Consider the following 15625-nt stretch of genomic DNA (forward strand, 5'->3'; position numbering starts at 1 on the left):
CGCCAAGGCGAACCTTGGCGGGCCTGGGTCAAACGGTCAGTCGCGTGGTCAGCGCGGCAGTTCCGTATGGCCCATGAGGAACGCGTCCACCGAGCGGGCAGCCTGACGGCCTTCGCGGATGGCCCAGACGACCAGCGACTGGCCACGGCGCACGTCACCGGCGGCGAACACCTTCGGCACGTTGGTGGCGTAGGCGTTGTCGCCTTCGGTGGAGGCACGCGCGTTGTTGCGCGCATCCTTGGTCACGCCGAAGGCATCCAGCACGCCGCCGACCGGGTTGGTAAAGCCCATCGCCAGCAACACGAGGTCGGCCTTGAGCGTGAACTCGCTGCCTGCAACCTCAGCCATCTTGCCGTCCTTCCATTCCAGGCGGACGGCCTTCAGGCCCGTCACGCGGCCGTTCTCGCCGATCAGTTCCTTGGTGGCGACCGACCAGTCGCGCTCGCAGCCCTCGTCGTGCGACGACGACGTGCGCATCTTGATCGGCCAGTACGGCCACACCAGCGGCTTGTTCTCTTCTTCGGGCGGACGCGGCAGCAGTTCGAACTGCGTGACCGATTCCGCGCCATGGCGGTTGGACGTGCCCACGCAGTCCGAGCCCGTGTCGCCGCCGCCGATCACGATGACGTGCTTGCCGTCCGCGCGGATCGGGTTCGGCGCGTCGCCGGCCACTTCCTTGTTCTGCGGGATCAGGAATTCGAGCGCGTAGTGCACGCCATCCAGATCGCGGCCCGGCACCGGCAGATCGCGCGGCACTTCCGAACCGCCCGTCAGCACCACGGCGTCGAATTGCTTGAGGATGTCGTCAGCGGAAATGGTTTCGCGTGCGTCATTGACGATGCCGGCCGGCACGGTCTTGTCGCCGACCATCACGCCGGTGCGGAACGTCACGCCTTCGGCTTCCATCTGCTGCATGCGGCGGTCGATCTGCGCCTTCTCCAGCTTGAAGTCGGGGATGCCGTAACGCAGCAGGCCGCCGATGCGGTCGTTCTTCTCGAACAACGTCACGTCATGGCCGGCACGTGCCAGTTGCTGCGCAGCAGCCATACCAGCGGGGCCCGAGCCAACCACGGCCACGGTCTTGCCGGTCTTGTGCTTCGGCACTTGCGGTGCGACCCAGCCTTCTTCCCAGGCCTTGTCGATGATGGCGTGCTCGATCGACTTGATACCGACCGGCAGCTCATTGATGCCCAGCGTGCAAGCCGCTTCGCACGGTGCCGGGCAGATGCGGCCCGTGAACTCGGGGAAGTTGTTGGTCGAGTGCAGCACCTCGATCGCGGTCTTCCAGTCCTGGCGATACACCAGGTCATTAAAGTCCGGGATGATGTTGTTGACCGGGCAGCCGTTGTTGCAGAACGGAATGCCGCAGTCCATGCAGCGTGCGCCTTGAATCTTGGCTTCGTTGTCCGCCAGTGCGAACACGAACTCCTTGTAGTGCTTCACGCGCGCTTCGGGCGCTTCGTATCCCTCGTTCTGGCGGGGAAATTCGAGAAAACCGGTCGCCTTGCCCATGGTGTCCTTCCTGACCCGATTCCTTCCGGCACAGCATCGCTTGCCGGGCGCTCGGGCCTGTCTTGTGAGGTTGCGTTTATTCAGTAGTTGGCGGGTGATTGGTCTTGTGGGATCAATCGCCCGCCTAGTCGCTTTGAATCAGGTTCAGGCGGCGATCTGCTCGCGGCCGGCTTCCTGTTCGCGCTCGTACATTTCGGTCAGCGCGCGCTTGTACTCGGTCGGGAAGACCTTGACGAAGCGGCGGCGTGCGTTGCTCCAGTCGGCCAGCAGTTCCTTGGCGCGCTCGGAGCCGGTGTAGCGGAAGTGCTTTTCCACCAGCGCCTTGAGCAGTTGCTCGTCGAGCACGCGCTCGCCATCGACCTTGTGCCAAGTCGCCTGCGTGTGCGCCTTCTCCTGGTCAGCCGCCGACAGCACGGATTCCAGTGCGACCTGCGCGGTGTTGCAGCGCTTGTCGAACAGGCCGTCTTCGTCATAGACGTAGGCCACGCCGCCCGACATGCCCGCCGCGAAGTTGCGGCCGGTGGCGCCCAGCACGACGACGGTGCCGCCGGTCATGTACTCGCAGCCGTGGTCGCCGGTGCCTTCCACCACGGTGGTGGCGCCGGAGTTACGCACCGCAAAGCGCTCGCCCGCCACGCCGTTGAAGAACGCCTCACCGGCCAGCGCACCGTACAGCACGGTGTTGCCGACGATGATGTTGTTGGTCGGCTCACCGCGGAACTCATGCGGCGGACGCACGATCACGCGGCCGCCCGACAGGCCCTTGCCCACGTAGTCGTTGCCATCGCCCACCAGGTCCAGCGTCACGCCATGCGCCAGGAACGCGGCGAACGACTGACCCGCCGTGCCCTGCATCTGCACGTGGATCGAATCATCGGGCAGACCTTCGTGGCCGTAGCGCTTGGCCACCTCGCCCGAGAGCATCGCGCCCACGGTGCGGTTGACGTTGCGCACCGGCTGGATGAACGACACGCGCTCGCCCTTCTCCAGTGCAGCCTTGGCCTTCTCGATGAGCTGGTGATCCAGCGCGCGGTCCAGACCGTGGTCTTGCACGTCGACCTGGTAGCACGGCTCGCCGTCCTTCTTGGCCGGCTGGTAGAAGATGCGCGCGAAGTCCAGACCGCGTGCCTTCCAGTGTTCGATGCCGGCCTTGGTGTCGAGCAGGTCTGCGCGGCCGATCAGCTCGTTGAACGAGCGGATGCCCAGTTGCGCCATGATTTCGCGCACTTCCTCAGCCACGAAGAAGAAGTAGTTCACCACGTGCTCGGGCTTGCCCGAGAACTTCTTGCGCAGCACCGGATCCTGCGTCGCCACGCCCACCGGGCAGGTGTTCAGGTGGCACTTGCGCATCATGATGCAGCCCTCGACCACCAGCGGTGCGGTGGCGAAGCCGAACTCGTCTGCGCCCAGCAGTGCGCCGATCACAACGTCGCGGCCGGTCTTCATCTGGCCGTCAGCCTGCACGCGGATGCGGTTGCGCAGGCCGTTGAGCATCAGCGTCTGCTGCGTCTCGGCCAGGCCCAGTTCCCACGGCGTGCCAGCGTGCTTGATCGACGACCACGGCGAAGCGCCGGTGCCACCGTCATGGCCGGCGATCACCACGTGATCGGCCTTGGCCTTGGCGACACCGGCGGCCACCGTGCCCACGCCCACTTCCGACACCAGCTTGACCGACACGTCCGAACGCGGGTTCACGTTCTTCAGGTCGTGGATCAGCTGCGCCAGATCTTCAATCGAGTAGATGTCGTGGTGCGGCGGCGGCGAGATCAGGCCCACGCCCGGCACTGCGTAACGCAGCTTGCCGATGTAGTCCGTGACCTTGTGGCCGGGCAGTTGACCGCCTTCACCAGGCTTGGCGCCCTGGGCCATCTTGATCTGGATCTGATCAGCCGACGCCAGGTACTCGGCCGTCACGCCGAAGCGGCCCGATGCCACCTGCTTGATCTTCGAGCGCAGCGAATCACCCTCTTGCAGCTCCAGATCGCGCTCGACCACTTCGCGGCCGATCACGTCCGACAGCTTGGTGCCCTGCTTGATGGGAATGCCGCGCAGTTCGTTGCGATAACGGCGCTCGTCTTCACCACCCTCGCCCGTGTTCGACTTACCGCCGATGCGGTTCATCGCCACGGCCAGCGTGGTATGCGCTTCGGTCGAAATCGAGCCCAGCGACATGGCGCCGGTAGCGAAGCGCTTGACGATCTCCTTGGCCGACTCCACTTCTTCCAGCGGAATCGCGCGCACCGGGTCCACCTTGAACTCGAACAGGCCGCGCAGCGTCATGTGGCGCTTGCTCTGGTCGTTGATCAGGTTGGCGTATTCCTTGTACGTCTGGTACGAATTCGCGCGCGTGGCGTGCTGCAGCTTGGCGATCGAATCCGGGGTCCACATGTGTTCTTCGCCGCGGACGCGGTAGGCGTATTCGCCGCCGGCATCCAGCATGTTGGCCAGCACCGGCGCATCGCCAAAGGCGTCGCGGTGCAGGCGCAGGGCTTCCTCAGCCACCTCGAAGATGCCGATGCCACCCACGTTCGACGCGGTGCCGTGGAAGTACTTGTCCACCAGCTCGCGCGACAGGCCGATCGCTTCGAAGATCTGCGCACCGGTGTACGACATGTACGTCGAGATGCCCATCTTCGACATCACCTTGTGCAAGCCCTTGCCGATCGCCTTGGTGAAGTTGTAAACAGCCTTCTCAGGCGTCACGCCCAGGCCCGGGGCCAGTTCGGCCAGCGTTTCCATGGCGAGGTACGGATGCACGGCTTCTGCGCCGTAGCCGGCCAGCAGCGCGAAGTGGTGCACTTCGCGGGCCGAACCCGTTTCGACGACCAGACCCGTGCTCGTACGCAGCCCCTTCTCCACTAGGTGATGGTGGATGGCGGACGTCGCCAGCAGCGCCGGAATGGCAGCCTGCTTCTCGTCGACCGCGCGGTCCGATACGATCAGGATGTTGTAGCCCGACTTGACGGCATCCACCGCCTCAGCGCACAGCGAGGCCAAGCGTGCTTCGATGCCCTCCTTGCCCCAGGCCACCGGGTAGCAGATGTTCAGCTCGTAAGCCATGAACTTGCCGCCGGTGTAGTGCTCGATGTTGCGGATCTTCGCCATGTCCTTGAAGTCCAGCACGGGCTGGCTCACTTCAAGACGCATCGGCGGGTTGATGTTGTTCAGTTCGAGCAGGTTCGGCTTCGGCCCGATGAACGAGACGAGCGACATCACCACGTTTTCGCGGATCGGGTCGATCGGTGGGTTCGTGACCTGCGCGAACAGCTGCTTGAAGTAGCTGTAGAGCGTCTTGTTCTTGCTCGACAGCACAGCCAGCGGGCTGTCGTTGCCCATCGAGCCGGCGGCTTCTTCACCGTTGGCGGCCATCGGTGCCATCAGGAACTTGACGTCTTCCTGCGTGTAGCCGAACGACTGCTGGCGATCGAGCAGCTTGGCGGCCGGCTTGGTTTCCGCAGCCACGTCTTCCGGCTTGGCTTCCAGCTCGTCGAGCTTGATGCGCACGGCGTCGATCCAGCTCTTGTACGGCTTGGCGTTGGCCAGGTTGTCCTTGAGCTCCTTGTCGTCGATGATGCGGCCCTGTTCCATGTCGATCAGGAACATCTTGCCCGGCTGCAGGCGCCACTTCTTGACGATGCGCGACTCGGGGATCGGCAGCACGCCGGCTTCCGAGGCCATCACGACCATGTCGTCGTCGGTCACGTAATAGCGTGCGGGGCGCAGGCCGTTACGGTCGAGCGTCGCGCCGATCTGGCGGCCGTCGGTGAAGCAGATGGCGGCGGGGCCGTCCCACGGCTCCATCATCGCGGCGTGGTATTCGTAGAAGGCGCGACGGTTGTCGTCCATCAGCGTGTGCTGTTCCCACGCTTCCGGAATCATCATCATCATCGCCTGGGCCAGCGGGTAGCCGGCCATCGTCAGCAGCTCGAGGCAGTTGTCGAACGATGCCGTATCCGATTGGCCCGGATAGATCAGCGGCCACAGCTTGGGCAGGTCATCGCCCAGCACCGGCGACGAGATGCCGCCCGTACGTGCGTTGATCCAGTTGACGTTGCCCTTGACGGTGTTGATTTCGCCGTTGTGCGCAACCATGCGATACGGGTGCGCCAGTTCCCAGGCTGGGAACGTGTTGGTCGAGAACCGCTGGTGCACCAGCGCCAGCGCCGACACCGTGCGCGGATCAGCCAAGTCCTGGTAGTAGCGGCCGACTTGTTCGCACAGCAGCAGGCCCTTGTAGACGATCGTGCGCGCCGACATCGACGGCACGAAGTATTCCTTGCCGTGCTTGAGCTTGAGCGCCTGGATGGCGTGGCTGGCGGTCTTGCGGATCACGTACAGCTTCCGCTCCAGCGCGTCGGTGGTCATGATGTCGCGGCCGCGCCCGATGAAGATCTGGCGGATCACCGGCTCGGTCTTCTGCACCGTGGGCGACATCGGCATGGTCTTGTCGACCGGCACGTCACGCCAGCCCAGCACGACCTGGCCTTCCAGGCGCACGGTGCGTTCCAGTTCCTGTTCGCAGGCCAGACGCGAAGCGTGTTCCTTCGGCAGGAAGATCATGCCGACGCCGTATTCGCCGGCCGGCGGCAGGTTGATGCCCTGCTTGGCCATCTCTTCACGGAAGAACTGATCGGGAATCTGCAGCAGGATGCCCGCGCCATCGCCCATCAGCGGGTCGGCACCAACCGCGCCCCGGTGGTCGAGGTTGTGCAGGATGCGCAGGCCCTGCTGGACGATCTCGTGGCTCTTCTTGCCCTTGATGTGAGCGACGAAGCCGACGCCGCAAGCGTCGTGTTCATTGGTCGGGTCGTACAGACCCTGGGCCGACGGCGCCGACGGCGTGATGGGGAAGGAATGTTGTTCCACGGCGATCTTCCGTTGTTGTGGGTGCTGCGCGCCGTAGAAGGCCCTCGCGGTGGGTGCAGGCGATGGGCAAACAAGCAATGACGCGCCGCACCATGAATGCGGGTGGAACGAATATAAAAGAGCGATTCGTAACAGGCAAAAGTTTTTAAATGGGGTCGGAGTAAATTTAGAAATGCACGTTCCTAGTGCTGGCTTATAAATGGGGACAGATTAATTTGGTGCGGATTGCGACGCCTCGCGACAGCAACGTCCCTGTCCGGTTACTCCACGGACGCGGCGTCCTCCGTCCCCACTTCTGCGTTTTTGCGTGGTGGTCGGCCCTTGGGCAGCGGCGCGACGCGGCGGCCACCCGAACGCGCAAGCGTCGCTAAGAAGGCCTCGTTGCCGAGCGGCCAACCACTGTGCACATGCTGCCGGATCTTCTCGAGTTGATCCGAGCCGAGCCCCTCGTGCCAGAGCGTCCGATAGCGCGATTGACGCTCGAAAGGCGTATTGCCAAGCCGCCAGTAGCAGTAGTGATCGCTCACCCACGGAATCGACTGGATGCCGACGTGGTGGCGGTAGGTACTCCATCGATCGTCCTCTGGCGCACTGACCAGCCCCCCGCGTGCGGCGTTGGATTCCACATACAGCAGCATCGGCAGCACCCAGTCGGCCGGATCGAGCACGGTCGAGCGAAAGCGCCCTTCCCACAGCGTGCCGCTGCGGTCCGCTGCCGCGTTGAAATACCGCGTATAGCGCCGCCCCACCGCCTGCAGCGTGCGCGACAAGCTGTCCGCCACCTTGGGCGTGCCGACCAGGTGCACGTGATTCGGCATCAGCGAGAAGGCATGGATGGCGAAATCGTGCTCGCGGGCAGCCATGCGCAGCGTGTCGAGGTAGAAGGCGTAGTCGTCACCCGTGCGGAAGACGGCCTGGCGATTGTTGCCGCGCTGCAACACGTGTACCGGAACATCAACGGGGCTGAGGCGAGGCAGGCGTGCCATGGCGAAAAGTCGGCGGAGAAAGCGCACATCGTAGCGCGGCGGCAATTACTCTGTCCCCAATTTTTCGTATGGCAAACGGTTGCGTTTCGGCTGTCGCCCGAGCGCAACGAGAATCGCCCCCATTCGCGGTCGGATTTGCCCGATGTCAAACCGAGAGGTGCATGGCGCTCCGGCACGACCGGCAAATTGATCCCGCGCAAATCAACTGGCGCGCATTGCCGCGAGACTGGCTCCCGTCACATTCACAAGACGATATCGAGAGGGAGCGTTTCATGGCTTTTGCACGCCTCGCCACTGCTGCGGCAATCACCGGTGCCCTTGCTGGCATCTTCAGTCCGACCGCGTTTGCGCAGAGCACCGATCTGCCGCCGGCCACCGGCAACTGGATGGTGCGCCTGCGCGCCGTCAACCTGACGGCCGCCAATAAATCCGACCCGGTGAACGCGCTGGCCATTCCGGCCGACGCCATCCAGATCAACAACAAGGCGTTCCCTGAGCTGGACGTTTCGTACTTCTTCACGCCGAACATCGCGGCCGAGCTGATCCTGACCTATCCGCAACAACAGGACGTGACGGTCATGAAGAGCGCGCTGGGCGGCCCGACCAAGATCGGCGACTTCCGCCATCTGCCGCCGATCCTGACGCTGCAATACCACTTCACACCGGAATCGCGCTTCAAGCCGTACGTGGGCGCCGGCATCAACTACACGCGCATCTCGAACGTGAACCTGCAGGTGCCGGGCGTCGGCCAGCTGGACCTGAGCAAGAACAGCTTCGGCCCCGCGCTGCAGGTCGGTTTCGACTACCGCCTGACTGATCGCGTCTACTTCAACATGGACCTGAAGAAGACCTGGATCAGCGCCGACGTGAAGATGGCCGGCCAAACCATCAGCAAGGTCAAGGTCGACCCGTGGCTGTTGGGTATCGGCTTGGGCTATCGCTTTTAACTTTTAGGGAGACGATCAGCGAACAGACCTTCTTCTGATCGACTTTTCCGACGTGCCGCAGGGGTCGTCGACGGCGGGGGCGCTCGTCGACGGTAGTTGGCACGTTCGGCCCGGCATGCGTTGGGGCGGCCGGGCATTTTTTTTGGGCGCTTACTTTTTGAGCGGTGCCGGATCGAACTGCGTCACGACGCGGCCTTCGAGCGGCTGAGGCGCGCGGAAGTTATCTGCGTAGAAGCCGCGTAGCGCGTCAAGCTGTGCACGCGATGCCGTGATCGGTTGCTTCAGCACATACCACTCGACGTTCTCGGTCAGCGGCGGCGTAGTCAGTGAACCGAGGTAATGATAGTACGCATCTCTCTTGGGCAGCAGATCGGCCGGGGCGACGGCAGGCACTTCGTGCGCTTCGCCCTTGCGCGCAGCCTTGAGAACGGCGTCGAGCGCGGGGTTGGCAGCACCCTCTTCCAGCATCACACCGATCACCGCCATGCGGCCATCCTTGGCCACATGCACGAGATGTACCTCGGCCGGAAACGACTTGCCGTCGATGGTGTGCTCGCTGTGTGCGTGGAAGTGGAACTGGCGCAGCATGAAGCGACGGCCGCGGATCTTCGCGTCACCGCCGGGCACGTTCACCTGCAGGGCGTGGCCCGTATCGACGACCATGCCGGCAAGCGTACCGTAGTGCGGCTGAACGGCATCGGGCTCATCTTCATCCACAGCAACTGCATCAACGGTATGGATGTCGATGGGCGACTGAAATGCATCATGCACCGCGTGCCATTCGGCCTGGTGCTGGTAATCGAAATGATCCGCCGGGCTGGCGGCATGAGCGTTGAACGCCGAGGCGATCAACAACGGCAAGAGAAGACGGCGCATGAGATGGACTTGGATGACAAAGTGCCTGTCATCCTAGGCAGCGCCTAAAGCCCCGTCATTCAGAATTGTCCGATATCCAGCTCAGACCGCATCGACTGCAAAGATGCGCCGATGCTCCTTGATGGCATACCGATCCGTCATGCCGGCGATGTAATGCGCGATCCAGCGCGGCTGTTCCTCGGGATTCGCTTTGGCCTGGTACTGCGGCGGCAGCAGACGCGGATCGTCGAGGAATGCGCCAAACAGGTCATCGATAATGCGGCGCGCCTTGGCGGCCATGCGCATCACGAGGTAGTGCCGATAGAGGTTATCGAACAGGAAGCGCTTGAGCACGCGCGCCTCTTCACGCATCGGCTCGGAGAACGCCACCAGCGCAGGCGCTGCGCGCACGTCGTCGACGCTCCGCGGCGCAACCTCGGCGATACCGGCACGTGTGGTGGCAATCAGATCGACGATCAAGGCATTGATGATCCGGCGGATCGTCTCGTTGATGAGGCGCCGGCCACCCGCATTCGGAAACGCAGCCTCCGCCTCGCGGCGGTGGATCGCCCACAGCGGCACGCCTTCCAGTTGCTCCAGCGTGATCAAGCCGGAGCGCAAGCCATCATCGATGTCGTGGTTGTTGTACGCGACCTCATCGGCCAGGTTGGCGAGCTGCGCCTCCAGCGAGGGCTGCTGCCCTTCGAGAAAACGCCGCCCCAGGTCACCCAGCGTGGCGGCGTTGTTGCGTGAGCAATGCTTGAGGATGCCCTCGCGCGTCTCGAACGTCAGGTTCAAGCCGTCAAAGCCGCCGTAGCGCTCTTCCAATCGATCAACCACCAGCAGGCTCTGCAGATTGTGCTCGAAGCCGCCGTGCGGCTTCATGCAATCGTTGAGCGCATCTTGTCCAGCGTGCCCGAACGGCGTGTGACCCAGGTCGTGCGCCAGAGAAATCGCCTCGACAAGGTCTTCATTCAACCGCAGGCTGCGTGCGATCGAGCGGGCGATCTGCGCAACTTCCAGGCTGTGCGTCAGACGCGTGCGAAACAGGTCGCCCTCGTGGTTCACGAAAACCTGCGTCTTGTATTCGAGCCTGCGAAAGGCGGTGCTGTGGATGATGCGGTCCCGATCGCGCTGGAACTCGGTGCGCGAGGTGGATGGCGGCTCGGCATGCACGCGGCCGCGCGTCTGCGCAGCGTGCGCGGCGTAGGGAGCGAGATGGCCCTCGAGATCGAACGGCGCAGGCGGCAAATCGAGTCGATCGTTCATCGGGGCCATCTCTTCTGGCATCAGGCGACGGGCGCCTCGGTGGGTGGGCGCAGCACGGCATGCTGCAGGGTGGCGCGCAAGTCGGTGTCAGGCACAGTGGTCACGAAGGCTTGGCCCAGCTTGCGCAGCAGCACGAACTTGATCTCGCCGGCTTCGGCTTTCTTGTCGACGCGCATCAGCTCGATGAAACGCTCGATGCCCAGGTCCGGCGCCACGGTCGGCAGGTTGGCCGCCCGCGTGAGCGCAGTGATGCGGTTGCGCGTGTCGATATCGATGAAGCCCAGGCGATGCGACAGGTCGGCCGCCATCACCATGCCGCAGCCGACGGCCTCACCGTGCAGCCATTCACCGTAGCCCAGGCCGGCCTCGATGGCGTGCCCGAAGGTGTGGCCGAAGTTGAGCGTGGCACGCAGGCCGGTTTCGCGCTCATCCTGCGCCACCACGGATGCCTTGATGCGCACCGAGCCGCGCACGGCTTCGGCCATCAGGTCAGTATCGCAGCTGTTGAGGCCCGCAATGTTCCGCTCAATCCAGGCGAAGTAATCGGCATCGGCAATGGCGCCGTGCTTGATGACCTCGGCCATGCCAGCAGCCAGCTCGCGTGCAGGCAGTGTGCGCAGCGTGTCGATGTCGGCCAGCACCGCCTGCGGCTGATGGAATGCGCCGATCATGTTCTTGCCCAGCGGGTGATTGATCCCCGTCTTGCCACCCACCGAGGAATCTACCTGCGAAAGCAGCGTCGTCGGCACCTGGATGAACGGCACGCCGCGCATATAGCAGGCAGCGGCAAAGCCGGTCATGTCACCGATCACGCCGCCCCCCAGGGCGATGAGCGTGGTCTTGCGGTCTGCACCCGCCGTCAGCAGCGCATCAAAAATGCGGTTAAGCGTTTCCCACTTCTTGAACGACTCGCCATCGGGCAACACAACCGTGTCGACGGCCTTGCCGAGCGAGCGGACGGCCGCTTCAACCTGGGCGGCATACAGCGGCGCAACGGTCTCGTTGGTGACGATCACGGCACGCGCGCCGCGAATGTGAGGAGCAAACAGTGCTGCCTGGGAGATCAGCCCCGACCCGATATGAATCGGATAGGTGCGCTCACCGAGGTCGACATCGACGGTAATCATGACTGAGGGGAGACTTGCGAGGAGGTGGGAGAATCCGCGGGCGGTACCACGATGCCAGCCACCTCAAGTTGCATCAGCACCATATTAACAAGCTGGGCGACAGTGGGCTTGCCGGTCTCGATGACAAAGTGTGCCACCTCGCGGTACAGCGGATCGCGGATCGCATGCAGCTCTTCGAGCCGGGCGCGCGGGTTTTCAGTTTGCAGCAGCGGCCGGTTCTTGTCGTGCCGCGTGCGCAGATATAGGTCGTGCGGATTGGCTCGCAGGTAGATGACGGTGCCGCGCTCGCGCAGGAAGGCGCGATTCTCCGGCCGCAGCACGGCACCCCCGCCCGTCGCGACGACCACACCGCTGCGTGCGGTCAATTCGTCGATCATGTGGGTTTCGCGATCGCGAAAGCCCACCTCGCCTTCATGCTCGAAGATGATGGGAACGCGTACGCCACAACGCGCTTCGATCTCGTGATCGGAATCGAAAAACGGCAGATCAAGCCGACGCGCCACCGCCCGGCCGACCGTGGTCTTGCCCGCGCCCATCAGGCCGACGAAAAAAACGTTGGAAACAGACAAAATCGCGTGGAATCAGGAGTTTGAGCCTGATTGTAGTGGCATTTCCCCACCATCCAGCGCAAACCCAGTTGCAGAACACAAAAAAGCCCGGCGCTCCGTGAGGAGGCCGGGCTTGGCGGATAACAACGCCGGGCTGCCGATTACTTCAGCGACAGTTGGTCGGAGACCACGCGCGGCGTCAGGAACACCAGCAGCTCGGTGCGGTTGTTGGTCTTGCTTGTGGTCTTGAATAGGTTGCCCACCACCGGAATGTCGCCCAGCAGCGGTACTTTGCTCACGCCGTTGGACTCATTCTGCGTATAGATACCACCAATCACCACGGTGCCGCCGTTCTCGATCAGCACTTGTGTCTGCACATGTTTGGTGTCGATAGCAATCCCGCCGGGAATCGCGAGGCTAGTGTTCGGGCTGTCCTTGGTGACATCAACATCCATGAAGATGTTGCCGTCCGGCGTGATCTTCGGCGTGACCTCCAGCTTCAGGTTGGCCTTCTTGAACTGCACCGCAGTCGCCCCGGAAGACGTCGCCTGCTGATACGGGATCTCAGTACCCTGCTCGATCAACGCCTTGATGTTGTCGGCGGTCACAATGCGCGGGCTGGAGATGATCTTGCCTTGGCCATCTGCCTCCAGCGCCGAGAGTTCCAGCGCCAGGAAACGGCCAGCACCCGCGTTAAACAGGCTGACAGCCAAGCTTGCAGCGTTCGCGCCGTTGATAGGAGCGGCAGGGAAGCTGATCGCCGGGGTGTTGTCGGCCGCGCCGCCCGTGAGCGGCGCCGTTACGTTGCCATAGGTGTTGCTGACGGAAGCCCCGTTGTTCTTAGCGGTAAAGCCTAGCTTGGCACCCAGGTTGCGGCTAAACGAGTCGGTCGCCTCGACAATGCGCGCCTCGATCACCACTTGACGAACCGGGACGTCGATCTTCTGCAGGAATGCCTGGACCTCTTCCAGCTTGCTCGGGATGTCCGACACAAACAGCTGATTGGTACGCGCATCCGAAGTCAGCGAGCCGCGCTTGGAGAGAATCCGAGATACCGTACCGCCCGCCGCTCCACCGGCGGCGGCCGCCGCCCCCCCACCCAACAGCATGTTGCGCACGTCATCCGCACGCTGATAGTTCAGACGGAACACCTGGCTGCGCAGTGGCTCCAGCTCATTCACTTGCTGCTGCGATTCCAGTTCCGCCTTCTCTTTCGTTGCCAGTTCCCCGCGCGGCGCGACCCACAGCACGTTGCCGTTGCGGCGAGAGGCCAGGCCCTTGGAATCCAGCACGATCTGCAGTGCCTGGTCCCAAGGCACGTCCTTGAGACGCAGCGACAGAGTGCCCGTCACGCTGTCGCTAGTGACGATGTTCAGGTTGGTGAAGTCAGCAAAGACCTGAAGCAGGGAACGCACGTCGATGTTCTGGAAGTTCAGCGACAAGCGCTCACCGCGGTAGCCGGGGCCGGAGATCAGCTTGTTCGGATCCTCCTTGGTCGGGCGCACTTCCACCACAAACTGCGTGTCGGTCTGATACGAGCTGTACTGCCAGTTGCCGCGCGGCTCGATGATCAAGCGTGCGCCGGTGCCGTTGTCGGTGGCGCGCATGGCTTGGACGGGCGTACCGAAGTCGCTCACGTCATAGCGACGACGCAGCGATTGCGGCAGCGTCGCACCAACAAAGTCGACCACTAGGTTTTGGCCTTGCTGGGCAATGTTGATCGCGGAGTTCGCGGTCGACAGGTCCACCACCACGCGGCCGGCGAGATCTTCACCCCGGCGGAAATCGACATTGCGCACCGCCGGGCGCTGGGCGCCAGCAACGGGTGCCGGCGCGGAGAAGGTCGGTGCAGCTACGGCAGCTGCAACCGGCGCTGCTTCCAGCGTCAGCACATACTGGTTGCCGCGAACCTCTGACTTGTATTGCGTCTGACGTGCCAGATCGAGCACGACACGCGTACGGTCGCCGATCTGCACGACGTTGGCCGAGCGCAGCAACTTGCCGCCATATTGATAGTTGGCGCGCCCTTGGGCGAAGCCTGCACCAAAGAAATCAATGGCGATGCGCGCTGGCTGCTGCGTGCTGAACTCCACTGGCTTCTGTGCAGGTGCATCCTTCAAGGTGACGGTCACGACAGTGGACTCACCGGCCGTAGCCTGCTCCACCTTCTCGATGGCATTGCCGGACGCGGCGGCCTGCTGCGCAAGCGCTTGCCCCGCCACCATGAACATGCACAGCGAAAGCCATGCGGCTGCGCCCCCCCGGGCCACTCGGGCTGCCTGCGCCAGGCCGCCCTTCACGAGACGCATCGTCATTGCGCGCCCTCCTGAACTTTCAGGGTAGTCATTTTTTCTTTCCATTCGGTCGAGCCTTCGCGCACCAGCTCACGCAGGGTGAGTTCCTGATCGCCGATGCGGACGATACGACCATAGTTTTGTCCGATGTACTGCCCCACATGCACGTGCTGCGTCTTGCCCCCGACAGACAGGACGCCTTCCGTCTCGCCGTTGCGCTTCATCGTCCCGACCAATTGGAAGGCTTCCAGCGGATAGTCTTCCAGCGGTTCGCGACGGCGATTCGGTTCTGGCGATTCGTTCTGCGCGCGCGAAAGCTCCGCCACCTTCTGCACACTAAACGGATCCGTCTGCTTGGTGGTCGTGTATTCACGCGGCGCGTAAGGTTTGGGTTGCGGCAGCGGCGGCACAGTCGTGCTCACGTTCTGGCGTGCTTGCTGCATCCATTGCTGCAATTCGTCATCCGCATTTGCCCCGCAAGCGCCCAGTACGACAACTAGGCACAGCGGCACAATACGCACAAGATGCGGCATCCGGCGGCGGCTCATGGTCTGGCCCATCATTTGGCGCCCCCCTTGGCAGCAGCATTGGCCTTGCGCTGGGCGATCTGCTCATCCGGGTCAAGCGCGCGATACGCTTCCGCACGCGCATCCATCACCATGCCACCGTCCTTGGTACCGGTCAGTGCGACGTTCTGCAGCGTGACGATCCGTGACAGCGCCGCCACGTCCGCAGCGAACAGTGCCATGTCGTGGTAGCGACCGTTCACCTTTACAGCGACGGGAATCTCGGCGTAGTACGGCTTGACCACGGCCGCCGACGGACGGAACAGATCGAAGGTCAGCCCACGCGCGATACCGGCGTGGTTGACGTCGGCCAGCAGCGCGTCCATCTCGGTCTTGTTGGGCAGTTGCAGTTCTAGCTTGGCGACGCGCTGCTCCACCTCAGCCTTCTGCTTACGCAGCGCCTCGAGGTTCACCACCTGTGCGAGCTTGCTCTGATAAGCGGACTTCAACTGCTCTTGCTCGGTGCGCTTGGCATCGCGCTCGTCGAACTTGCCGCTCCAGTAAAACTGCCAGCCCAGCACCATCACGAGCACGGCGGCGAGAATCATGAACAGGATGCGCGGGCCGATCGGCCACGTTTCCGGCTCGTTCAGGTTCAGCCCACGGAACTGGCTGACCAGGTCTTCCAGCGAAATTTCGGTCGAGAGCGCCATGA

The 15625-nt window shown here is 63.3% G+C and carries 11 protein-coding genes; 1 reads left to right on the forward strand and 10 read right to left on the reverse strand.

From position 1 onward, the window contains the following. Positions 1–48: 48 nt before the first annotated feature. From ACS13N_RS05300 to ACS13N_RS05310, 3 genes are all read right to left on the reverse strand, one after another. Positions 49–1512 carry a glutamate synthase subunit beta gene (locus ACS13N_RS05300; protein WP_438930715.1) on the reverse strand — a complete coding sequence of 488 codons (1464 nt, stop codon included), beginning with the start codon at positions 1510–1512 and terminating at the stop codon, positions 49–51. A 144-nt stretch (positions 1513–1656) separates the two neighbouring features. Next, positions 1657–6378 carry a glutamate synthase-related protein gene (locus ACS13N_RS05305; RefSeq protein ID WP_438930716.1) on the reverse strand — a complete coding sequence of 1574 codons (4722 nt, stop codon included), beginning with the start codon at positions 6376–6378 and terminating at the stop codon, positions 1657–1659. Between the two features lie 260 nt (positions 6379–6638). Further along, positions 6639–7364 (reverse strand): transposase, encoded by a 726-nt coding sequence (locus ACS13N_RS05310; RefSeq protein ID WP_438930717.1) that lies wholly within the window; start codon positions 7362–7364, stop codon positions 6639–6641. A 272-nt stretch (positions 7365–7636) separates the two neighbouring features. Between ACS13N_RS05310 and ACS13N_RS05315 the strand changes: the two genes are divergently transcribed. Then, a complete protein-coding gene (locus ACS13N_RS05315; RefSeq protein WP_438930718.1) occupies positions 7637–8311 on the forward strand; it encodes an OmpW/AlkL family protein in 675 nt (224 codons plus the stop codon). 150 nt (positions 8312–8461) lie between these two features. On the opposite strand, the gene ACS13N_RS05320 is transcribed toward ACS13N_RS05315, so the two are convergent. The 7 genes from ACS13N_RS05320 to ACS13N_RS05350 form a co-directional block, all read right to left on the reverse strand. Beyond that, the gene (locus tag ACS13N_RS05320; protein WP_438930719.1) at positions 8462–9187 is read right to left on the reverse strand and encodes a carbonic anhydrase; all 726 of its coding nucleotides are present in this window, start codon (positions 9185–9187) and stop codon (positions 8462–8464) included. An 81-nt stretch (positions 9188–9268) separates the two neighbouring features. Continuing rightward, entirely contained in the window at positions 9269–10456 is a 1188-nt protein-coding gene (locus tag ACS13N_RS05325; protein ID WP_438930720.1) for a deoxyguanosinetriphosphate triphosphohydrolase, read from the reverse strand. Next, positions 10456–11562 carry a 3-dehydroquinate synthase gene (aroB, locus tag ACS13N_RS05330; protein ID WP_438930721.1) on the reverse strand — a complete coding sequence of 369 codons (1107 nt, stop codon included), beginning with the start codon at positions 11560–11562 and terminating at the stop codon, positions 10456–10458. Before aroB ends, ACS13N_RS05325 begins: the two co-directional genes overlap by 1 nt. Continuing rightward, complete coding sequence (locus ACS13N_RS05335) at positions 11559–12131, reverse strand: shikimate kinase (RefSeq protein ID WP_438930722.1); 573 nt, start codon at positions 12129–12131, stop codon at positions 11559–11561. Before ACS13N_RS05335 ends, aroB begins: the two co-directional genes overlap by 4 nt. Before the next feature lie 140 nt (positions 12132–12271). Beyond that, on the reverse strand, positions 12272–14419 hold the full coding sequence (gene pilQ, locus ACS13N_RS05340) for a temperature dependent type IV pilus secretin PilQ (protein ID WP_438932795.1): 2148 nt from the start codon (positions 14417–14419) through the stop codon (positions 12272–12274). Between the two features lie 2 nt (positions 14420–14421). Beyond that, positions 14422–14967 (reverse strand): pilus assembly protein PilP, encoded by a 546-nt coding sequence (locus ACS13N_RS05345; RefSeq protein ID WP_438930723.1) that lies wholly within the window; start codon positions 14965–14967, stop codon positions 14422–14424. After that, a complete protein-coding gene (locus ACS13N_RS05350) occupies positions 14964–15623 on the reverse strand; it encodes a type 4a pilus biogenesis protein PilO (protein ID WP_438930724.1) in 660 nt (219 codons plus the stop codon). Before ACS13N_RS05350 ends, ACS13N_RS05345 begins: the two co-directional genes overlap by 4 nt. Positions 15624–15625: the final 2 nt, after the last annotated feature.

The organism is Ralstonia sp. 24A2 (assembly GCF_051783885.1).
Lineage (GTDB): Bacteria > Pseudomonadota > Gammaproteobacteria > Burkholderiales > Burkholderiaceae > Ralstonia.